We start from the raw sequence: 21,168 nt of genomic DNA on the forward strand, positions 1-21,168 counted from the left end.
TGCTTCTTGGAATCGGTGGCGCGCGGGGCGTCAGGCGGACAGACGCAGCGCCGCGGCATTCGCGGCAGCGCGGGCGCTGGCGTCGAGGGCCAGCAGATCGGCCAGCGACGCCGGCTTGGAGGGCGCGACCGCCTCCAAAGTTTCCATGTTGACCGCATGAATGCGATCGAAGCGCAGCCGGCGCGCCAGGAAGGCCTCGACCGCGACCTCGTTGGCGGCGTTCAGCACGGCCGTGGTGCCGGGCACCGCGCGCAGCGCCTGCCAGGCCAGGTCCAGGCCCGGGAAGAGCGCCGCGTCGGGCGCATGGAAGCTCAGATCGGCCAATTGGCGGAAGTCCAGCCGCGCCGCTCCGCTCTCGATGCGCTCGGGCCAGGCCAGGCCGACGGCGATCGGCACCCGCATGTCGGGCGTGCCGAGCTGGGCCAGCACCGAGGCGTCGGTGAACTGCACCATCGAATGGACCACGCTCTGAGGATGGATCACCACCTCGATCTGCTCGGGCGCCACGCCGAACAGGTGCCGCGCCTCGATCACCTCGAGGGCCTTGTTCATCATGGTGGCCGAGTCGACCGAGATCTTGCGCCCCATGACCCAGTTGGGATGGGCGCAGGCCTGCTCGGGGGTGACGGAACCAAGGGTCTCGGGCGCGCGGGTGCGGAACGGGCCGCCCGAGGCCGTGAGGATGATCTTGTCGATGCGCCGCGCCCAGGTGGATGGGTCCTCGGGCAGCGACTGGAAGATCGCCGAATGCTCGCTGTCGATCGGCAGCAGCGTCGCCCCGCCCTCGCGCACCATGCGCATGAACAGGTCGCCGCCGACCACCAGCGCCTCCTTGTTGGCGAGCAGCAGGCGCTTTCCGGCGCGCGCGGCCGCCAGGCAGGGCCCCAGGCCCGCGGCGCCGACGATGGCCGCCATCACGGCATCGACCTCCTCGTGCGACGCTATCTCTTCGATAGCACCGGCGCCGGACAGGACCCGGGTCGGCAGATTGTTCTGCTGGAGCTTATCGGCCAGCGCGGCCGCATGGGCCTCGCTCGCCATGACCGCGAAGCGCGGCGAGAAGCGCGCGCACTGCGCGAGCATCTCGTCGACCTTGGTGGCGGCCGAGAGCGCGAAGACCTCGAAGCGCTCGGGATGGCGCGCGATCACGTCGAGCGTGCTGACGCCGACCGAACCGGTCGAGCCGAGCACCGTCACGCGTTGTCGGGGGGAAGTGTTCACAGAAAAGCCAGCATCATTGCAATGGGGAGCGTGGGCAAGAGGGCATCCACCCGATCGAGCACCCCGCCGTGGCCGGGCAGCAGCCGGCTGCTGTCCTTGGCGCCCGCGCTGCGCTTGATCAGCGACTCGACCAGGTCACCGACCACGCTCATCGCCGCCAGGAAGACCACGCCGAGCAGCAGCAGCCACCAGCCGCGCGTCGCCAGCCGGCTGTAGAGGCTGGCCACCGTCGCCTGCGCCGAGGCATCGGCCCAGACCCAGGCCAGCGCCAGCACCACCACGCCCGCCATGCCGCCCCAGACGCCTTCCCAGCTCTTGCCAGGACTGATCGCGGGCGCGAGCTTGCGCCGCGTGAACTTGAGGCCGAAGGCGCGGCCGGCGAAATAGGCGAAGACGTCGGCAACCCAGACCAGCACCAGGATCGAGAGCAGGAAGTTGATGCCGATCAGGCGCGCCTGCACCGCGGCCAGCCAGGCCACCCACAGCGCCAGCAAGCCGCCCACGAGACGGATGCCGCGCGGCACCTTGGGCCAGCCCGGCACCGCCGCGCGCAGCAGCGCCGCGCCGCCGAGCACCCAGGCCGCGCTGGCGAGCGTCCACAGCAGCAGCAGCGGCCGCTCGAGCAGCCCGAGCCACCACGAGAGCGCGCACAGCACCACCATCTCGAGGCCGAGGAACACCGACACGCGCTGGCCATAGCCGTTGAGGCGCCCCCACTCCCAGGCCGCGGCGCCGATCAAAACCAGCATCACGCAGCCGAAGGGAACGTAGGAAGGATAGAAAAGCGCCGGCAGAAGGATCGCCAGCAGGACGATCGCCGTGAGGATGCGTTGCTTGAGCATGCAGCGGGGTTCGTCCGGGAAAGAGAGATTCAGGCCGTCTGGCGGGGTCTGGCGCTGGTCGAGACCTGCGCCGATGTCTTGCCGAAGCGGCGTTCGCGGTTCTGGAAGGCGGAAATGCCCTCGTCGAGCGCGGCCTCGTCGAACTCGGGCCAGAGCTTGTCGCTGAAGAACAGCTCGGCATAGGCGCTCTGCCAGAGCAGGAAGTTCGACAGTCGCTGCTCGCCGCCGGTGCGGATGAACAGGTCGGGATCGGGCACGTGGGCGAGCGCCATCGCGCGGTCGAGGTTGAGCTCGGTCAGCGGCTCGCCGCGCTCGGCCAGCTTGGCGGCGGCCTGGGCGATGTCCCAGCGGCCACCGTAGTTGAAGCACACGTTGAGCACCAGGCGATCGTTCATCGCGGTGGCGTTCTCGGCGTCGACCAGGCCCTTCACCATCTTCGGCGACAGGCCGCCGCGCTCGCCGACGAAGCGCAGCTGCACGCCGTCGCGGCCGAGCTTGGGCACCTCGCGCGCCAGCGCGCCGACCATCAGGTCCATGAGGCCCGAGACCTCCTCGGGCGGGCGGTTCCAGTTCTCCGAGGAGAAGGCGAACACGGTCAGCACCCGCACACCGCGGTCGACGCAGGCCTTGACGCAGCGCCGCAGCGACTCCACGCCCTGCTTGTGCCCTGCCACGCGGGGCAGGAAGCGCCGCGTGGCCCAGCGGCCATTGCCATCCATGACGATGGCGATGTGGTGCGGAATGGTCTGCGGCGTGGAGGCGGCCATGGGCAGCCTCAAACGGCCATGATCTCCGCTTCCTTGGCCGCGATCAGGCGATCGATCTCCGCGATGTGGCGGTCAGTCACCTTCTGGATCTCGGCTTCGGCGCGCTTCTGGTCGTCTTCCGAAGCCAGCTTGTCCTTGACCAGCTTCTTGACCGATTCGTTGGCGTCGCGGCGCAGGTTGCGCGTCGCGACCTTGGCGCTCTCGCCTTCGTTGCGCACCAGCTTGGTCATTTCGCGGCGGCGCTCTTCGCTCATGGCGGGCAGCGGCACGCGGATCAGCTCGCCCATCGAGGCCGGGTTGAGACCCAGGTCGCTTTCGCGGATGGCCTTCTCGATCTTGGCGCCCATGCCCTTTTCCCAGGGCTGCACGCTCAGCGTGCGCGAGTCGAGCACCGACACGTTGGCCACCTGGCTCAGCGGCACCTGCGAGCCGTAGTACTCGACATGGATCGAGTCGAGCAGCGCGGCGTTGGCACGGCCGGTGCGGATCTTGGTGAGGTTGTTCTGGAAGGCAGCGATCGACTGGTTCATCTTCGCGTCGGTCGTGCTGCGAATATCGGCAATGGTCATTCTCAAATACTCCTAGGCATGCACCAGCGTGCCCTCGTCCTCGCCCATGACGACGCGCTTGAGCGCGCCGTTCTTGAAGATCGAGAACACCTTGATCGGCAGCTTCTGGTCGCGGCACAGCGCGAAGGCTGCCGCGTCCATGATGCCGAGATTCTGCGCGATGGCCTGATCGAAGGTCAGGCTGGCGTAGCGCGTCGCGTCGGGATGGGTCTTCGGGTCGGCGCTGTAGACGCCGTCGACCTTGGTCGCCTTGAGCACCAGCTCGGCGCCGATCTCGGCGCCGCGCAGCGCCGCGGCGGTGTCGGTGGTGAAGAAGGGGTTGCCGGTGCCCGCGGCGAACACCACGACCTTGCCCTCCTCGAGGTACTGCAGCGCCTTGGGCCGCACATAGGGCTCGACCACCTGCTCGATGGCGATGGCGGACATCACGCGCGCCACCAGCCCCTGCTTGTTCATGGCATCGGCCAGCGCCAGCGAGTTCATCACCGTGGCCAGCATGCCCATGTAGTCGGCCGTGGCGCGGTCCATGCCGACCGAACCGCCCGCGACGCCGCGGAAGATGTTGCCGCCACCGATCACGACCGCCACCTCGACGCCCATGTTCACGACCTCGGCCACTTCCGCGACCATGCGGACGATGGTGGCGCGGTTGATGCCGAAGGCGTCGTCGCCCATCAGTGCCTCTCCCGACAGCTTCAACAAGATTCGCTTGTGGGCTGGGCGGGGATCAGACATGGGCAATTTCCTTTAAGAGTGAGCGGGGGCGAGTGTAGAGCTTGGCGGTGAAAAGGCGACAGCATGCACCTGCACGCTGTCGCCTTCTGGCGGGGGACGGTCTCAGGCAGCGGCCTTGGCGGCTGCGACCTGGGCCGCGACTTCGGCGGCGAAGTCGTCGACCTTCTTCTCGATGCCTTCGCCGACCACGTACAGGGTGAAGCCCTTGACGGTGGTGTTGACGGACTTGAGCATCTGTTCGACGGTCTGCTTGTCGTTCTTCACGAACGGCTGGTTGTGCAGCGAGACTTCCTTGAGGAACTTCTGCACGCCGCCCTCGATGCGCTTGGCAACGATGTCGGCGGGTTGCGGCTTCTTGCCTTCGGCTTCGGCGGTCTTGCGGTCTTCTTCCGCCTTGCCCGCGGCCACGGCGCGTTCCTTCTCGATCAGCTCGGCCGGCACGTCCGAGGCGGCCACCGACACCGGCTTCATGGCGGCGATGTGCATCGCGACGTCCTTGGCGGCGGCATCGTCACCTTCGAACTCGACCACCACGCCGATGCGCGTGCCGTGCAGGTACGAAGCCAGCTTGCCGTTGCCGGCGAAGCGCTTGAAGCGGCGGAAGCTCATGTTCTCGCCGATCTTGCCGACCAGGCCCTTGCGCACGTCCTCGAGCGCGGGGCCGAAGCCGTCCTGCTCGTAGGCCAGCGCGCCCAGCGCGGCGATGTCGGCCGGGTTGTTCTGCGCGACCAGCTTGGCGGCGGCGTTGGCCAGGGCCAGGAAGCTGTCGTTCTTGGTGACGAAGTCGGTTTCGCAGTTGATCTCGATCATCGCGCCGGCGGCGTCGTCGACATAGGCAGCCACCACGCCTTCGGCGGTGATGCGGCTCGATGCCTTGCCAGCCTTGTTGCCGAGCTTGATGCGCAGCAGCTCTTCGGCCTTTTCCATGTTGCCGTCGGCCTCGGTCAGAGCCTTCTTGCACTCCATCATCGGCGCGTCGGTCTTGGCGCGCAGTTCGCCGACCATGCTTGCGGTGATTGCAACCATTGTTTCTCTCCGTATTCAGAAAATCAGATTAAAAAAAAGGGGCAACGAAGCCCCTTCTTCAGGCGCGGGGACGCGCAGCTCAGGCCGAAGCGCTTTCTTCGACTTCGACGAATTCGTCGCTACCTTCGGCGATGGCCTTGACCACGTCGCTGGTCGCGCTGTTGCGGCCTTCGATGATCGCGTCGGCGATGCCGCGGGCGTACAGCGTGACGGCCTTCGACGAGTCGTCGTTGCCGGGGATCACGTAGTCGATGCCTTCGGGCGAGTGGTTGGAGTCCACCACACCGATCAGCGGAATGCCGAGCTTCTTGGCTTCGGCCACGGCGATCTTGTGGAAGCCCACGTCGATCACGAAGATGGCATCGGGCAGCGCGGTCATGTCCTGGATGCCGCCGATGTCCTTCTCGAGCTTCTCGATTTCACGGGTGAAGGTGAGCTGCTCTTTCTTGCTCAGGCTGTCGAGGCCGGCTTCCTGCTGGGCCTTCATGTCCTTCAGACGCTTGATCGAGGTCTTGACGGTCTTGAAGTTGGTCAGCATGCCGCCGAGCCAGCGGGTGTCGACGAAGGGCACGCCGGCGCGGCGAGCTTCGGTGGCGACGATTTCGCGCGCCTGGCGCTTCGTGCCGACCATCAGGATCGTGCCGCGGTTGGCCGTCAGCTGCTTGGCGTACTTGGCCGCATCCTGGAACATCGGAAGCGACTTTTCCAGGTTGATGATGTGGATCTTGTTGCGATGACCGAAGATGAACGGGGCCATCTTGGGGTTCCAGAAGCGGGTTTGGTGACCGAAATGGACACCGGCTTCCAGCATTTCGCGCATGGTGACGGACATTGAAGTTACTCCGAAGGTTGGGTCTAAAATCCAGCCCGTTTTTGCACTCCGCTGGACACTGCACGCCGGCCTGGCCGGCCACGCTGCATCAGCGAAGTCGCAACACCTTGATTGGGCTGGTTTGCGAATGTGTTTCTTCTGCGTGGCACTCTCCCCTTGACAGGCAAAGTACCGCGTGAGCGAAACCCAAAGAGTATAGCACGCGCCTCAGACACCTCTGCCCTGCACGCCTTGCCAGTCCCCGACGCCCCACCTCCCGCCCCGCCGCCGAACGCCGTTCGGCGGATGCACGCGCCTGAAGCCCCGTCCAGCGCCGGGAGAACGCCCCGGGGCGCCCATGCTCTGGCATGCTGCGCTGCGCGACGAGGCCGCGTGGCTGCTGCAAAAACCATAGCTAGGCACCCTCGTCAGATGGGCGTCAGCACTCTTTCTTATCCTGAATCTCAATGAAAATCGCGATCGTGGGCGCCGGCATCATCGGTGTCACCACCGCCTGGGAGCTGGCGTCCGACGGCCATGAAGTGGCCGTTTTCGAGCGCCGGGGCGCCGCCGCCGAGGAGGCCAGCTTCGCCAATGCCGGCGTGGTCGCGCCCGGCTACGTTACGCCCTGGGCGGCGCCCGGCATGCGCCTCAAGGTGTTGCGCTCGCTGCTGTCGTCGCACGGCGCCATCAAGCTGCGCTGGCCGCTGACCTCGCGCGACCTGGGCTGGATGTCGCGCTGGCAGAAGGCCTGCAAGCTCGAGACCTACCTCGCGAACCGCGCGCGCATGCAGCGCCTGGCCTTCTACAGCCGCACCCGGCTGCACGAGGTGAGCGAGGCCCGCGAGCTCAGCTATGAACGCAGCGACGGCTACCTGGTGCTGCTGCGCTCCAAGCGCGAGCGCAAGCTGGTCCAGGCCGGGCTCGAAGTGCTGCGCGGCGCGGGCAGCGTGTTCCGCGAAGTCGACGCCGACGAGGCACGGCTGATCGAACCCGCTCTCAATCCCGACACGCCGCTGGCCGGCGCGATCCACCTGCCCGAGGACGAGGTCGCGAACTGCCGCCAGTTCGCGCTGCTGCTCAAGTGGGAGGCCGAGGCGCTCGGCGCGCAGTTCCATTTCAACTGCGACATCGCGCCGCTGAGCCGCGCCGCGCCCACCTCGGTGTCGCTGGCCAGCGGCTCCGATGCGCTGCGCTTCGATGCGGTGGTGGTCTGCGCCGGACTCGGCTCGGCCTCGCTGCTGCGCCCGCTCGGCCTGCGGATCCCGATGGCGCCGGTCTACGGGCATTCGGTGAGCGCGCCGGTGCGCGAGCCGCTCAATGCACCGCGCAGCGCGATCATGGACGAGCGCTACAAGGTCGCGATCTCGCGCCTCGGCCAGCGCGTGCGCGTGGCCGGCAGCGCCGAGATCGGCGGCTCGGCCGACACCTTGAGCCAGCCCGCGATCCTCACGCTCTACAAGGTGCTGCAGGACTGGTTTCCGGGCGCGGCCACCCTGCAGTCGGGCGTCCAACAGTGGAAAGGCGCAAGGCCGATGCTGCCCGACGGGCCGCCGGTGCTCGGCGCGAGCGGCATCCCGGGCGTGTGGCTCAACCTGGGCCACGGTTCCAGCGGCTGGGCACTGTCGTGCGGCAGCGCGCGCGTGGTGGCCGACCTGATCGCCGGGCAGGACCCGGGCGTGGACCTCGAAGGTCTGGGCGTCGAGCGGCTCGGAAGCTGAGGCTCAGGCCTCGTCCTTCGGGCCCCACTGGCGCGGATGCGCGGCCGGCTTCTCCACCGGCAAGGGCGGCGGCTCCGGCGGCCGCAGGCGCCGGGCCAGCCCGGACAGCAACGCGGGCGCGACCAGCACGCACACCGCCAGGCACAGCAGATCGGCGGCCATCAACAGCCAGCGCCACGCGCCCGGCGAACCGTCGACCAGGGGATCGAGCCAGCGGATCAGCCCGAAGCCCCACCCCACGCTCGCGGCCCAGGCCAGGTCGCGCAGCGACACCCAGCGCAACGATTCGGCCAGCAGGAACACGGCCCAGACGACGGCCAGCCACCCCAAGGCCCAGGGCAGCCCTTCGTCCAGCGCCATGCCGGTGAAGACGAAGGCCGCGAACCACGCGAACAGCAGCGCGATCAGCCAGCCGAGGATCCCGAGGCGTTTCATCGCGCGATCATAGGCAGGGGCAGAATCGACCGATGCATCGCATCACCTCCGCCACCGCAGCCGACCTGTTCGACCTCGCCGCCACGCGCCGCATCGAGCAGGCCGCCGCGGCCGCCCTGCCCGCCCACGCGCTGATGCGGCGCGCCGGGCTGGCGGTGGCACGGCTCGCGATGGCGATCGCGCCGCATGCGCGCACGGTCTGGGTGGCCTGCGGGCCGGGCAACAACGGCGGCGACGGTTTCGAGGCGGCCGCACAACTGAGGCAGCGCGGGTTCGAGGCCGTTGTCAGCTTCGCGGGTGACGAGGCCCGCCTGCCCGCCGATGCGAAGGCCTCGCTGCAGCGAGCTCGCGACGCGGGCGTGGCCTTCGCTTCGGAGCCGCCCGCGCGCTACGAACTCGCGATCGATGCCCTGCTCGGCATCGGCGCCGGCCGGCCGCCGCAGGGTGCAATGGCCGAGTGGCTGCGCCGCATGCATGGCGAGACGCATCCCGTGCTCGCGGTGGACGTGCCATCGGGGCTGAATGCCAACACCGGCACGCACTCGCTTGGCGATCTGCTCGAACAGGGCGCGGCATCGCGGCGCATCTGCCTGAGCCTGCTGACCCTGAAGCCCGGTCTCTTCACGGCCCAGGGCCGCGACGCGGCCGGCGAGATCTGGTTCGACGACCTCGGTTGCGGCACGGCGAACGAAGCGCCGGCGGCGCGCCTGCCGGGCGCCCCGTCTTTGGCCCCGCGCGCCCACGCCTCGCACAAGGGCAGCTATGGCGACGTGGCCGTGATCGGCGGCGCGTCGGGCATGGCCGGCGCGGCGCTGCTGGCGGGCTCCGCCGCGCTGCACGCGGGCGCGGGCCGCAGCTTCGTCGGGCTGCTCGATCCCGGCGCGGCACCGGTCGACCTCGCGCAGCCCGAACTGATGCTGCGCGACGCGCGTTCGCTCGATCTCTCGGCGATGGCCGTGGTCTGCGGTTGTGGTGGCGGCACCGCGGTGCGCGAGCTGCTGCCGCGCGTGTTGTCGACCGCCCGCGCGCTGGTGCTCGATGCCGATGCGCTCAACGCGATCGCGAGCGACGACGGTCTGCAGACCCAGTTGAAGGCACGCACGAAGCGCGGCCGGCCCACGGTGCTGACGCCGCATCCGCTCGAGGCGGCGCGCCTGCTCGGCGGCACGGCCGGCGAGGTGCAGGCCGATCGTCTGGCGGCCGCGCGCCGGCTGGCGGCGCAGACGGGCGCCGTGGTGGTGCTCAAGGGTTCGGGAACGATCGTCGCCGACGATGCGGGCACCGTGCCAGTGCTCAATCCGACCGGCAATGCCCGCCTCGCGAGCGCCGGCACCGGCGACGTGCTGGCCGGCATGGTCGGGGCGGGCCTGGCGGCGGGCCGCGGCGCCTTCGAGGCCGCCTGGCAAGCAGCCTGGCACCACGGCGACCTGGCCGACCGCTGGCCGGCCGACGCGCCGCCGCTGACGGCCGGCGCGCTCGCGCGCCAGTCGCCGCGCTGACGGGCTTCTAGCCGCGGCCGACGAAGGGCATCTTCGTCGCCATCACCGTGTGGAACAGCACGTTGGCCTCGAGCGGCAGGTTCGCCATGTAGAGCACCGACTGGCCGACGATCTTCACGTCGATCAGCGGCTCCACCGCGAGCTCGCCATTGGCCTGCGGCACGCCCTTGGCCATGCGCGCGGCCAGCTCCGTCATCGCGTTGCCGACGTCGATCTGGCCCACCGCGATGTCGTGCTTGCGCCCGTCGAGCGACGCGGTCTTCGTCAGGCCCTCGACCGCATGCTTGGTGGCCGTGTAGGCGGCCGAGTTCGGCCGCGGCGCGGTGGCCGAGATCGAGCCGTTGTTGATGATGCGGCCGCCCTTCGGCGTCTGCGCCTTCATCGTGCGGAAGGCCTGCTGGATGCAGAAGAACATCCCGTTGAGGTTGATGTCGACCACGCCGCGCCATTGCTCGGGCGTCCAGTCCTCGAAGGAACCGGGCGGGTTGCCGACACCCGCGTTGTTGAACAGCAGATCGACGCGACCGAAGCGCTCGACGGTGGCGCCGAACAGCGCCTGCACCGACTCGGCGCTGGCCACGTCGGTGGGCACCGCGAAGGCGCGCGCACCGGCGCCCGATTCCTCGGCCACCTGCTCGAGCGGCTCGAGGCGGCGGCCCGCCAGGGCCACGCTCCAGCCGTCGCCCAAAAGGGCCAGCGCCGCGGCGCGGCCGATGCCGGTGCCGGCGCCCGTGACGATCGCGATGCCCTTGTTCTTCTCTGTACTCATGCCCGTTGTCTCCTTCTCGGCGTGTTCATGGATTCGAATGGAATGGATGTGATGGATGAAAGGGGCACTCAGCCGCGGCGCGTCTTGCGCCCCTTCATCTTGTTGGCGGCCTTCTTGACCGCCGACTTGAAGGCCTGCATCGCGGACTGCGGGCCGCCCGCGGCTGGCTCCCGTCCGGCGCGGGCGCCGCCGCTCGGCGCCTCGGCCTTCTGGCGCGCGCCGCGCTTGGCCGAGGCCTTGACCGGCACGCCGCCGGCCGCGGCACCCTTGTCCTTCATCGCGCGCGCGGTCAGCTCCTCGCCTTCGCGCACCAGGCGGAAGTCGATCTTGCGGCCGTCGAGGTCGACGCGGCTGACCTGCACCCGCACCCGCGTGCCGATGGCATAGCGGATGCCGGTGCGCTCGCCGCGCAGCTCCTGGCGCATCTCGTCGAACTTGAAGTACTCGCCGCCGAGCTCGGTGATGTGCACCAGACCCTCGACGTACATCGCATCGAGCGTGACGAAGATGCCGAAGGTGGTGGCCGCGGTGACCACGCCGCCGTACTCCTCGCCGAGGTGCTCGCGCATGTACTTGCACTTGAGCCAGGCCTCGACGTCGCGGCTGGCCTCGTCGGCGCGGCGCTCGTTGGCGCTGCAATGCAGCCCGGCGGCCTCCCAGGCCTGCACTTCCTTGGTCGGCGCGACCGTGGCCTTCTGCGGCTTGGTGGTCGGCGCCTTCACGCGCGAGGCCAGCCGCTTGGCGAGCTTGGCATGCGCCTCGCCCGGCGTCGGCAGCATCGGCAGCTGGTAGCGCGTCTTGCCGAGGATGGCCTTGATCACGCGATGCACCAGCAGGTCGGGATAGCGCCGGATCGGGCTCGTGAAGTGCGTGTAGGCCTCGTAGGCCAGGCCGAAGTGGCCGCTGTTGATCGGCGTGTAGATCGCCTGCTGCATCGAGCGCAGCAGCATGGTGTGGATCTGCTGCGCGTCGGGGCGCTCCTTGGTCGCCTCGGCGATGGCCTGGAACTCGCCGGGCGCCGGGTCGTCGGTGATGCTCAGGCCCACGCCCATCGCCTTCAGGTAGCCGCGCAGGATCTCCTTCTTCTCGGGCGTCGGGCCTTCGTGCACGCGGTACAGGCCCGGGTGCTTGCCCTCGGCGATGAAGTCGGCGCTGCAGACGTTGGCCGCGAGCATCGCTTCCTCGATCAGGCGGTGCGCCTCGTTGCGGGTGCGCGGCACGATCTTCTCGATGCGGCCGGCGTCGTCGCAGATGATCTGCGTCTCGGTGGTCTCGAAGTCGACCGCGCCGCGCTTGCCGCGCTGCTTGAGCAGGGCCTTGTAGACGTCGGCGAGGTTCAGCAGGTCCTTGACGCGCTCCTTGCGCTTGGCCGCCTCGGGGCCGCGCGTGTTGCCGAGGATGGCAGCCACCTCGGTGTACGTGAAGCGCGCGTGGCTGAACATCACGGCCGGATAGAACTGGTAGGCGTAGATCTCGCCATCGGCCGCGACCAGCATGTCGCAGACCATGCACAGGCGCTCGACCTCGGGGTTCAGCGAGCACAGGCCGTTCGAGAGCTTCTCGGGCAGCATCGGAATCACGCGGCGCGGGAAGTACACGCTGGTGGCGCGGTCGTAGGCATCGATGTCGATCGCCGAGCCGGTGCCCACGTAGGCGCTGACGTCCGCAATCGCAACCAGGAGCCGCCAGCCCTTGCCGCGGCCGACCTTCGCGGGCTCGCAGTACACGGCGTCGTCGAAGTCGCGCGCGTCCTCGCCGTCGATCGTGACCAGCGGCACGTCTGTGAGGTCGACGCGGCCCTTCTTGTCGGCCGGGCGCACCTTCTCGGGCAGCGCCTTGGCCTCGGCCAGGCACGCTTCGGAGAACTCGTGCGGCACGCCGTACTTGCGCACCGCGATCTCGATCTCCATGCCGGGGTCGTCGATCTCGCCGAGCACTTCCTTCACCCGGCCCACGGGCTGGCCGAAGAGCGCGGGCGGCTCGGTGAGCTGCACCACGACCACCTGCCCCACCTTGGCGGGACCGGTCGCACCCTTGGGAATCAGCACGTCCTGGCCGTAGCGCTTGTCCTCCGGTGCCACGAGCCAGATACCGCCCTCGTGCAGCAGGCGGCCGATGATCGGCTGCTCGGGGCGCTCGATGATCTCGACCACGCGCCCCTCGGGGCGACCGCGGCGGTCGAGCCGCACCACGCGCGCCTTGACCCGGTCCTTGTGCAGGACCGCGCGCATCTCGTTGGGGGGCAGATAGATGTCGGCTTCGCCGTCGTCGCGTTGCACGAAGCCATGTCCGTCGCGATGGCCCTGGACAGAGCCTTCGAATTCATCCAGCAAGCCGCTGGAAGTGACATTATTTTTGATATGATCTCCTTCTTTCCTGAAATTCAAAGCGTACCTGCTTCGGCAAGTATGCGGGCCCAGATGGCGGAATTGGTAGACGCACTAGTTTCAGGTACTAGCGAGTAACATCGTGGAGGTTCGAGTCCTCTTCTGGGCACCAAGTTTAAATAGACTCTCACCAAGTCTTTCGATTCAAGCCACCGGCCTCCGGTGGCTTTTTTCTTGCCCGCTCCGATCATGGTCGTCATCGACGTCGGCGCGCGCGCGGTCAGTCCGCGCATCGGTGCCTGTGTCGTGAACGCATCATCGTGCGCACAAAATTGCGAGCCCGCGAGAAAATCGTTTTTGATTTGATATACTCGTAGGCTTTCCTGAAAAGCCCAGATGGCGGAATTGGTAGACGCACTAGTTTCAGGTACTAGCGAGTAACATCGTGGAGGTTCGAGTCCTCTTCTGGGCACCAGATCCAAGAGCACCTTCGAAAGGTTCTTGAGATTCTTCGAATGAAGCCACCGTTTCACGGTGGCTTTTTTCTTGTCCGTTCGAATCATCAAGCGGACGTCAGATCGGCAGCGCGATCAGGTCGTGCCCCTCGGCGCCCACGATGCGCGCGCGCGTGAACTCCCCCACCTTGAGCGTCTTGCTGATCTTCTCGGGCGGCAGCAGCCGCACGGTGCCGTCGATCTCTGGCGCGTCGGCGTAGGTGCGTCCCACGCCGCCCTTGCGACCCATCGCCGGCGCGGAGTCGACCAGCACCTGCATCGTGGCGCCCACGCGCTCCTGCAGCTTGGCGATCGACACCGCCTCGGCCACCTCCATGAAGCGCGCGCGACGTGCTTCACGCTCGGCCTCGGGCAGCATGCCGGGGATGTCGTTGGCGGTGGCGCCCTCGACCGGGCTGTAGGCAAAGCAGCCCGCGCGATCGATGCGCGCTTCGCGGATGAAGTCGAGCAGGTGCTCGAATTCCTCTTCCGTCTCGCCCGGGAAACCGGCGATGAAGGTGCTGCGGATCACGAGCTCCGGGCACACCTCGCGCCAGCGCGCGATGCGCTCGAGGTTCTTCTCGCCGCTCGCGGGGCGCTTCATGCGGCGCAGCACGTCGGGATGGCTGTGCTGCAGCGGCACGTCGAGGTAAGGCAGCACCTTGCCGCTGGCCATCAGCGGAATGACCTCGTCCACGCTCGGATAGGGATAGACGTAGTGCAGCCGCACCCAGGCGCCATAGGGCTCGGCGATCTCGCCGAGCGTGCGCACCAGCTCGAGCATGCGGGTCTTGACCGGCTTGCCGTCCCAGAACCCGGTGCGGTACTTGACGTCCACGCCATAGGCCGAGGTGTCCTGGCTGATCACCAGCAGTTCCTTCACGCCGCCCTCGAACAGCGCCTTCGCCTCGCTCAGCACATCGCCCACGGGCCGCGACACGAGGTCGCCGCGCATCGAGGGAATGATGCAGAAGGTGCAGCGGTGGTTGCAGCCCTCGCTGATCTTCAGGTAGGCATAGTGGCGCGGCGTGAGCTTGAGGCCCGCCACGCCGAAGCTGTTGGGCACCAGGTCGACGAAGGGATCGTGCGGCTTCGGCAGATTGGCATGCACCGCATCCATCACCTCCTGCGTGGCATGCGGACCGGTGACGGCCAGCACGCTGGGGTGCATCTGCTTGACCAGGTTGCCGCCCTGGTCGCCAGTCTTGGCACCCAGGCAGCCGGTGACGATCACCCGGCCGTTCTCGGCCAGCGCCTCGCCGATGGTGTCCAGGCTTTCCCGGACGGCATCGTCGATGAAGCCGCAGGTGTTGACGATCACCAGGTCGGCGCCCTCGAAGGACTTGGCGGTCTGGTAGCCCTCGGCGCTCAGCTGCGTGAGGATCAATTCGGAATCGGTCAGGGCTTTGGGACAGCCCAGGCTCACGAAACCGACCTTGGGGGCGGCCGTCGTGGCTGTTCTTTCGTGGGAGGCAACTTCGCTCATAGCCTCCTATTGTCCCAGCTATCTGGGACGACAGGTATTTCAGGGACGCTTGATGCCAAAGGCGCCCAATACCTGCTCGGTGCTTTTCTGCATCTGCTCCTGCATCTGCAGGAACACGTTCTTCGATTGCTCCACGTAGTTGCCCATCAGGCCCTGCAGCATCGGCGACTGCATGCTCATGAAGCGCGACCACATCTCGGGCGTCAGGCCCTCGGCTTTTTCGGAGAGCTGCGCCTGCACCTCGGTCATCGCCTGGATGTTCTTTTCGAGATAGGGCGCCATGTAGCTCTGCATGGCCTGGCCGTAGAAGCGGATGATGTTGGCCAGCACCTGCTCGGTGAACATCGGCGCACCGCCCGCCTCTTCTTCGAGAATGATCTGCAGCAGGATGCTGCGCGTGAGGTCGTCGCCGGTCTTGGCATCGCGCACCACGAACTGGGCGCGCTCGATCACCAGTTGCTTGACCTCGGTCAGCGTGATGTAGGTGGACGTCTCGGTGTCGTAGAGCCTTCGGTTCGGGTACTTCTTGATCACACGCTGTACCGGCTTGACCCCGGACTTCTTGCTCTGCACTGCGGACTCCTTCACATGGACGCCCATGTCATCGGATGATTCTAGGGAGCGGTTTTGCTGCATCGCGACAAGGTTTACCCTGACCGCGCGCGACCGGCGGTCGCGCCTTCACTCCGCGGCGGTGGCGTATTCGGCGCCGCAAGCCGCGCAGGCGGCCGATTCGGGCCGCTCCGCGCTCTCCTCGCGGAAGCGCAACGGGCTCTTGTGCCCGTAGACCACCCAGCAACGCGGGCAATGTTCGTGGCCGACCGTCGGCAGATAGGCGCGGGCGCGCTGCTCGGCGCGCTCCTGCGTGACCGGCATGCCCTGCCGCGCCGCGCGCTCGACCTCGCGCGCGGCCATGGTGTCGAGGCGCCCGCCCGCGCGGTCGTTGATGCCGTAGACGGCGCGCGCGAACTCGATCGGCGCCTGCTTCATCAGCGCGGCCAAACGCGCCTGCGCGCGCTCGCGATCCACCACGATCGATCGCGCGCTCATCGGATGATCCCCGAGGGGAAATGAAAAGAAAAAAGGCTCTGCACGGCAGCCAAGTTAGCACAAGAAAATGGCCCGGTGGTTGCCCGTGGCGGACATCCGAATGGGCGATTGCCACGATAGGAACCCAGCCGAAGGGCTGGTCCTTCCGTCCGGCGAATGGCCGATCCAGGGAATGGCGCCCGGTCGGACCCAGGCAGCTCTGCGAAAAAGATTCTACCCACGGGTAGGATCCTCTTTCGCCCCGTCAGCCACAGCCCGCCTCGAGCGCCCCAACCCTGATCCGCGAAGGACGCATCGACGTCGCGCCAGAATCACGGATGGGATGAAGAGACAGGAGATGAAGCTTCGGGCTTCACTGCAAGGGGGAGAGGAATCTCCCCGAAATCTCCCGTTGGGCCTGAAGACTGGTCTTCTTCAGAGGGAGATTTGGTAGGCGCGATTGGACTCGAACCAACGACCCCCACCATGTCAAGGTGGTGCTCTAACCAGCTGAGCTACGCGCCTGCGATTGTTTCGAGAAGCTGAAAGTATAGCAGGAGAAATGGCGGTTTCCGGACACGCCGCCGCTTTTTCATCGACGTCGCGCGGATCGCACGCCTGCCACCGCCGTGACCACGTTGAGCACCTGCGCGAGACGCGCCGCGTCGGCGATCTCCACGGTGAAGGTCATCCATGCCGTGCCCTTGACTGACTGCGTCTGCACGCCGATCACGTTCATCTTCTCGCGCGCGAAGACATCGGAGATGTCGCGCAGCAGGCCCTGCCGGTCGGCCGCTTCCACGGCGACGTCGACCGCATAGACCGGCGCCTCGCCCTTGGTAGAGCCCCACTCCACGTCGATCACGCGCTCGCCGTCGCGCGAGGCCATCGTGCGGAAGTTGCTGCAGTCCACGCGGTGCACGCTCACGCCGTGGCCGCGCGTGACGAAGCCCGCGATGGCATCGGGCGGTGCCGGCTTGCAGCACTTCGCGAGCTGCGTCATCAGCGAGGAGACACCGACCACCAGCACGCCACCCTTGCCCGATTTCTCGCTGGCACGCGGCTTCTTGATCTGCACGCCGTCGTCGGGATTCGCCGGCGGCTCGGGCGGACGCAGCAGCGTTTCGATGTTGCGCAGCGAGAACTCGTCCTTGCCGACCACTTCGAACAATTGGTCCGCCGACTTGAAACCCAGTTGCGATGCGAGGTCCTCGAGCCGCATGGCCGTGCGGCCTTCGCGCTGCAGCAGCTTCTCGACCGCCTCGCGGCCGCGCGCCACCGTCTCGTGCGTGATCTGGGCATTGAACCAGGCGCGCACCTTGGCGCGCGCGCGATGGCTCGCGAGATAGCCGAGCTCCGCGTTGAGCCAGTCGCGCGACGGGCCGCCTTCCTTGGCCGCGATGACTTCCACCGTCTGCCCGTTCGACAGCGGCGTGTTCAGCGGCACCATCGCGCCGTCGACGCGCGCGCCGCGGCAGCGATGGCCCAGCGTGGTGTGCACGGTGTAGGCGAAGTCGACCGGCGTCGCGCCCTGCGGCAGCTCGACGATCGCCGCGTCCGGCGTCAGCACGTAGATGCGGTCGTCGAACAGGCCCTGGCCCTGCAGGCCGCCCGACAGATCGCGTTCCCACGCCAGCAGCTGGCGCAGCACCGCGATCTTGGCGTCGTACTCGCCGCTGGCCCACACGCCCGCGTAGCCCTTGTGGCCCGCTTCCTTGTAGGCCCAGTGCGCCGCCACACCATGCTCGGCGTGGTCGTGCATTTCCTCGGTGCGGATCTGGATCTCGATCGGCTTGCCCACCTGGCCGTCGACCAGCGCGCGCACCACCGTGTGCAGCGACTGGTAGCCGTTGGGCTTGGGCCGCGCGATGTAGTCGTCGAACTCCTCGTCGATCGGCTGGAAGTGCGAATGCACCCAGGCCAGCGCCGCGTAGCAGTCCTTCACGTCGGGCACCACCACGCGCAACGCGAGGATGTCGAAGACCTGCGCGAAGTCGAGCGACTTGCCGCGCATCTTCTTGACGATGCTGTAGATGTTCTTCGGCCGCCCCTGCACCGTGGCACGGATGCCCTCGGCATGCAGCTCGCCCTCGAGCCGCGAGCGCAACTGCTCGACGTAGCTCTCGCGCTCGATGCGCTTCTCGTCGAGCAGGCGCGCGATCAGCTTGTAGGTTTCGGGCTCGAGGAAGCGGAACGAGAGGTCCTCGATCTCCCACTTGACCTGCCAGATCCCGAGCCGGTTGGCGAGCGGCGCGAACACCTGCAGCGACTCGCGCGCCACGCCCTCGGGCACGGGCTGCTTGCTGGCGGCCGCGTAGCGCAGCGTCTGCAGGCGCGAGGCCAGACGCAGCATGACCACGCGCAGGTCGCGCGAGAACGCCAGCAGCATCTTGCGCACGTTCTCGGTCTGGGCGCCCGCGCCCTCGTTCTGATGCGCGCGCGCCGCCGCGCGGGCCTGCTCCTGCACGCGCACGAGCTTGGTGGTTTCCACCGCCAGCGCGGCGAAGTTGTCGCCGAAGACCTTGGCGATGACTTCCTGCGGCCGGTTGAGGTGCGAGCAGGCGTAGACCAGGTAGCTCGCGCCCTGCATGGCCTCGGAGCCGCCCATCTTCTTGACGATGGCGGCCACCGCGTCGGCATGCGCCAGCGCGTTCTCGCCGGTGTCGAGCAGTTCGTCGACGATCAGCGGCTCGGCGAAGGCGCGCGCACGCGCGAGCATGTTCTCCATCACCGGCGAACGCTCGGCGGTGGCGGCCGACAGCGGATAGTCGACGACGATGCCGTCCGAAGCGGGCATCCCCTGGAGGCTGGAAGACTCGCGCTTCACGCTGCCCTCAATCGAACAGGAAGTCCGCGACCACCGCGGCCTGCGCGGGATCGACGAAGGTCGGCGCATGGCCGACGCCCTCGAACTCGACCAGCGCCGCATGCGGGCCGCGCTGCGTCATCGCGATGGCGGTCTCGCGCGACAGCAGATCGGACTGGGCGCCGCGCGTGACCAGCACGCGCGCCGTGATCGCGTCGTAGAGGCCCCACATGATGGCGCCGCCCTGTGCCGCGGCCTCGGGGGTGATGGCGCGCAGGCCGACCGCGAGCGCCGGGTCGTAGTGCAGCATCCAGGGGCCGTCCGCGCCGGCCGGTGCGTCGACCTTGGCCGCGCCATCGGCGCTGCGCTGCGAGGCCGGCACGACCATGGGCCGCGTGAGGTCGAGCCACTGCTCGGACGTGTGCGGACCGAAGCTGGTGGAGATCGCCCACAGCGCGTCGGCCGCCTGCTGCAGGTCGTCGTAGCGACCGCCCTGCCCCACGTAGGCCGCGATGCGCTGGATCGCCGCCGCCTCGATGGTCGGGCCGACGTCGTTGACGATGAAGCGCCGCACCGGTGCCGGCAGCGGCAGTTCCTTGTGGCCGGCCAGCACGAAGCCGATCAGGCCGCCCATGCTGGTGCCCACGTAGTCGAGCGTCTGGATCGGATGCTGCCCATGGAGCTGCGCGAGCAGCGCCACCATGTCGCCCGCGTACAGCGGCACCTGATAGGCCGCCGGGTCGCGCAGCCAGTCGCTGGCACCGCGGCCGGCCACGTCGGGGCAGACCACCCGCACCCGGCCTTCGGCGCGCGCCACCAGTGCACGGGCCAGCGCGTCGAAATCGCGGCCCTGCCGGGTCAGGCCGTGCACGCAGAGCACCAGGTGAGGGCTGCCCGCGTCGCCCCACTGCCAATAGGCCATGCGGTGGCCGCCGTGGGGGTCGTTGCACGCCACGTGGTGAAGCGTCGGTTCGGTCATGGAAACAGGGCCGTTCTGGTGCGGATAATCTTCTCGTCGCATCCTAATTCATCCGGAGATTCATCTTCATGCTCAAAGGCAAAACCGCTCTTGTCACGGGGTCCACCAGCGGCATCGGGCTCGCCATCGCCCAGTCCCTCGCCCAGCAGGGCGCCGACATCGTGCTCAACGGCTTCGGCGACGCCGAGGCGCCCAAGGCACAGATCGCCGCGCTCGGCGTGCGCGCCGAGTACCACGGCGCCGACATGAGCAAGCCCGATCAGATCGAGGACATGATGAAGTTCGCGGCCGCCGAGTTCGGCCGCGTCGACATCCTGGTCAACAACGCCGGCATCCAGCACGTGGCCAAGGTCGAGGACTTCCCGCCCGAACGTTGGGACGCGATCATCGCGATCAACCTCACGAGCGCCTTCCACACCACGCGGCTGGCGATTCCCGCGATGCGCGAAGCCAACTGGGGCCGCGTCATCAACATCGCGTCGGCCCACGGCCTGGTGGCATCGGCCCAGAAATCGGCCTATGTGGCGGCCAAGCACGGCATCGTCGGCTTCACGAAGTCGGTGGCGCTCGAGACCGCGACCACCGGCATCACGAGCAACGCGATCTGCCCGGGCTGGGTGCTGACGCAGCTGGTGCAAAAGCAGATCGACGACCGCGCGGCGCGCGAAGGCATCAGCGCCACGCAGGCGCAGAACGACCTGCTGGGCGAGAAGCAGCCCTCGCTGCAGTTCACCACGGTGGAACAGCTCGGCGGGCTCGCCGTGTTCCTGTGCTCGCCCGCGGCCGACCAGGTGCGCGGCGTGGCCTGGCAGATGGACGGCGGCTGGACCGCGCAATAAGAGAAAACACGGGCGGGGCGCGCCAGGCGCCCCGCCCCGCAGCCCTTTACTTGAGCTGCACCGATCCCGAGACGTTGACCACCACGCTGGTCTTGCCCGCCTCGATCGGCACCTGCGCGTCGGCCGAGAAGGACTTGGCCGCAGCCGCCATCATGCGCGGGCGGATCGGTCCGCCGTCGTTCGCATTCACCGACACCTCGCGCAGCGTGTAGCCCGCGAAGCCGAAGTTCTTCGACAGCTCGGTCGCCTTCTGCTTGAAGGCGTCGATCGCGAGCGTCTGCGCCTCGGCCTCGGTCTTGGCGCGCTGCTCGCGGCTCAGGCCGAAGCCCACGTTGCCGACGGTCAAGGTCGTGATGCGGCCGGCCGTCTGGGCGATGCGCGGGAAGTCGCGGCCCTCGAGCACGAGCTCGGCCGTGCCCTGCCAGCCGTTGATCTTGCCCTCGCGCGTGTAGCGCGGCGACAGGCTGAAGTTGCCGGTGCGCACGTCGAGCTGGCCGGCCTGCGCGTTCTTGCGCGCCTCGGTCAGCGCCGCGTCGAGCGCGGCCTTCAGCTGCGTCTGCACGCTGCCGGCATCGGTGCCGTCGCGCGTGGTCACGAGCGTCATGCTCAGCAGGTCCTGCTGCACCTCGACGGTTCCGTTCGCGCTGAGCTGCAGCACGTTCTGCGGCGGCGCCATGACGGCGTTCTGCGCCATGGCCGCGCCGGCCATGCCGGCCCATGCGGCGCACGCCGCGATCAAGGTAATGGTTTTTTTCAAGATGGCTCTCCCAGGTTGTAGGTACGTCGACGACGTACGAGAAGAAGACGGATGCT

The 21,168-nt window shown here is 68.0% G+C and carries 19 protein-coding genes and 3 tRNA genes; 5 read left to right on the forward strand and 17 right to left on the reverse strand.

Annotated elements, in window-relative coordinates; translation table 11 throughout:
* Window positions 1-30 precede the first annotated feature (30 nt).
* The 7 genes from INQ48_17085 to rpsB form a co-directional block, all read right to left on the reverse strand.
* A complete protein-coding gene (locus INQ48_17085; GenBank protein ID QRF55141.1) occupies window positions 31-1,221 on the reverse strand; it encodes a 1-deoxy-D-xylulose-5-phosphate reductoisomerase in 1,191 nt (396 codons plus the stop codon).
* Window positions 1,218-2,063: a phosphatidate cytidylyltransferase gene (locus INQ48_17090; protein QRF55142.1), complete on the reverse strand. Its 846-nt coding sequence runs from the start codon at window positions 2,061-2,063 to the stop codon at window positions 1,218-1,220. Before INQ48_17090 ends, INQ48_17085 begins: the two co-directional genes overlap by 4 nt.
* 29 nt (window positions 2,064-2,092) lie before the next feature.
* A complete protein-coding gene (gene uppS / locus INQ48_17095) occupies window positions 2,093-2,830 on the reverse strand; it encodes a di-trans,poly-cis-decaprenylcistransferase (protein ID QRF55143.1) in 738 nt (245 codons plus the stop codon).
* A gap of 8 nt (window positions 2,831-2,838) precedes the next feature.
* The gene (gene frr, locus INQ48_17100) at window positions 2,839-3,399 is read right to left on the reverse strand and encodes a ribosome recycling factor (protein ID QRF55144.1); all 561 of its coding nucleotides are present in this window, start codon (window positions 3,397-3,399) and stop codon (window positions 2,839-2,841) included.
* A 12-nt stretch (window positions 3,400-3,411) separates the two neighbouring features.
* Window positions 3,412-4,134 (reverse strand): UMP kinase, encoded by a 723-nt coding sequence (locus tag INQ48_17105; protein ID QRF55145.1) that lies wholly within the window; start codon window positions 4,132-4,134, stop codon window positions 3,412-3,414.
* A gap of 102 nt (window positions 4,135-4,236) precedes the next feature.
* Window positions 4,237-5,160, reverse strand: a complete 924-nt coding sequence (locus tag INQ48_17110) for an elongation factor Ts (GenBank protein QRF55146.1) — start codon at window positions 5,158-5,160, stop codon at window positions 4,237-4,239.
* A gap of 79 nt (window positions 5,161-5,239) precedes the next feature.
* The gene (gene rpsB, locus INQ48_17115) at window positions 5,240-5,992 is read right to left on the reverse strand and encodes a 30S ribosomal protein S2 (protein ID QRF55147.1); all 753 of its coding nucleotides are present in this window, start codon (window positions 5,990-5,992) and stop codon (window positions 5,240-5,242) included.
* A gap of 446 nt (window positions 5,993-6,438) precedes the next feature.
* Between rpsB and INQ48_17120 the strand changes: the two genes are divergently transcribed.
* Window positions 6,439-7,692, forward strand: a complete 1,254-nt coding sequence (locus INQ48_17120; GenBank protein ID QRF55148.1) for a D-amino acid dehydrogenase — start codon at window positions 6,439-6,441, stop codon at window positions 7,690-7,692.
* 3 nt (window positions 7,693-7,695) lie between these two features.
* Here the strand turns inward: INQ48_17120 and INQ48_17125 are convergent, their stop codons facing one another.
* A complete protein-coding gene (locus INQ48_17125; GenBank protein ID QRF55149.1) occupies window positions 7,696-8,127 on the reverse strand; it encodes a hypothetical protein in 432 nt (143 codons plus the stop codon).
* A gap of 32 nt (window positions 8,128-8,159) precedes the next feature.
* Between INQ48_17125 and INQ48_17130 the strand changes: the two genes are divergently transcribed.
* On the forward strand, window positions 8,160-9,626 hold the full coding sequence (locus INQ48_17130) for an NAD(P)H-hydrate dehydratase (GenBank protein ID QRF55150.1): 1,467 nt from the start codon (window positions 8,160-8,162) through the stop codon (window positions 9,624-9,626).
* Between the two features lie 7 nt (window positions 9,627-9,633).
* Here the strand turns inward: INQ48_17130 and INQ48_17135 are convergent, their stop codons facing one another.
* Window positions 9,634-10,395 (reverse strand): SDR family oxidoreductase, encoded by a 762-nt coding sequence (locus tag INQ48_17135; protein ID QRF55151.1) that lies wholly within the window; start codon window positions 10,393-10,395, stop codon window positions 9,634-9,636.
* 68 nt (window positions 10,396-10,463) lie between these two features.
* Complete coding sequence (gene rnr, locus INQ48_17140; protein ID QRF60771.1) at window positions 10,464-12,755, reverse strand: ribonuclease R; 2,292 nt, start codon at window positions 12,753-12,755, stop codon at window positions 10,464-10,466.
* 54 nt (window positions 12,756-12,809) lie between these two features.
* Here rnr and INQ48_17145 point away from each other — a divergent pair.
* Together INQ48_17145 and INQ48_17150 are read left to right on the forward strand one after the other, a co-directional pair.
* Window positions 12,810-12,894, forward strand: a tRNA-Leu gene (locus tag INQ48_17145).
* A 218-nt stretch (window positions 12,895-13,112) separates the two neighbouring features.
* Window positions 13,113-13,197 (forward strand) — tRNA-Leu (locus tag INQ48_17150).
* Between the two features lie 98 nt (window positions 13,198-13,295).
* Here the strand turns inward: INQ48_17150 and rimO are convergent.
* The 6 genes from rimO to INQ48_17180 form a co-directional block, all read right to left on the reverse strand.
* Window positions 13,296-14,702, reverse strand: a complete 1,407-nt coding sequence (gene rimO / locus INQ48_17155) for a 30S ribosomal protein S12 methylthiotransferase RimO (GenBank protein QRF55152.1) — start codon at window positions 14,700-14,702, stop codon at window positions 13,296-13,298.
* Between the two features lie 39 nt (window positions 14,703-14,741).
* The gene (gene phaR, locus INQ48_17160; protein QRF55153.1) at window positions 14,742-15,302 is read right to left on the reverse strand and encodes a polyhydroxyalkanoate synthesis repressor PhaR; all 561 of its coding nucleotides are present in this window, start codon (window positions 15,300-15,302) and stop codon (window positions 14,742-14,744) included.
* A gap of 81 nt (window positions 15,303-15,383) precedes the next feature.
* On the reverse strand, window positions 15,384-15,752 hold the full coding sequence (locus INQ48_17165; GenBank protein QRF55154.1) for a hypothetical protein: 369 nt from the start codon (window positions 15,750-15,752) through the stop codon (window positions 15,384-15,386).
* Between the two features lie 427 nt (window positions 15,753-16,179).
* Window positions 16,180-16,256, reverse strand: a tRNA-Val gene (locus tag INQ48_17170).
* A gap of 67 nt (window positions 16,257-16,323) precedes the next feature.
* On the reverse strand, window positions 16,324-18,558 hold the full coding sequence (locus tag INQ48_17175) for a bifunctional (p)ppGpp synthetase/guanosine-3',5'-bis(diphosphate) 3'-pyrophosphohydrolase (GenBank protein QRF55155.1): 2,235 nt from the start codon (window positions 18,556-18,558) through the stop codon (window positions 16,324-16,326).
* 7 nt (window positions 18,559-18,565) lie between these two features.
* Window positions 18,566-19,558 carry an alpha/beta hydrolase gene (locus tag INQ48_17180; protein ID QRF55156.1) on the reverse strand — a complete coding sequence of 331 codons (993 nt, stop codon included), beginning with the start codon at window positions 19,556-19,558 and terminating at the stop codon, window positions 18,566-18,568.
* A gap of 26 nt (window positions 19,559-19,584) precedes the next feature.
* On the opposite strand from INQ48_17180, the gene INQ48_17185 reads away from it, so the two are divergent.
* A complete protein-coding gene (locus tag INQ48_17185) occupies window positions 19,585-20,355 on the forward strand; it encodes a 3-hydroxybutyrate dehydrogenase (protein ID QRF55157.1) in 771 nt (256 codons plus the stop codon).
* Between the two features lie 46 nt (window positions 20,356-20,401).
* Here INQ48_17185 and INQ48_17190 read toward each other — a convergent pair whose 3' ends face one another.
* The gene (locus tag INQ48_17190) at window positions 20,402-21,064 is read right to left on the reverse strand and encodes an SIMPL domain-containing protein (protein QRF60772.1); all 663 of its coding nucleotides are present in this window, start codon (window positions 21,062-21,064) and stop codon (window positions 20,402-20,404) included.
* Window positions 21,065-21,168 lie beyond the last annotated feature (104 nt).

The organism is Variovorax paradoxus, assembly GCA_016806145.1.
Lineage (GTDB): Bacteria > Pseudomonadota > Gammaproteobacteria > Burkholderiales > Burkholderiaceae_C > Variovorax.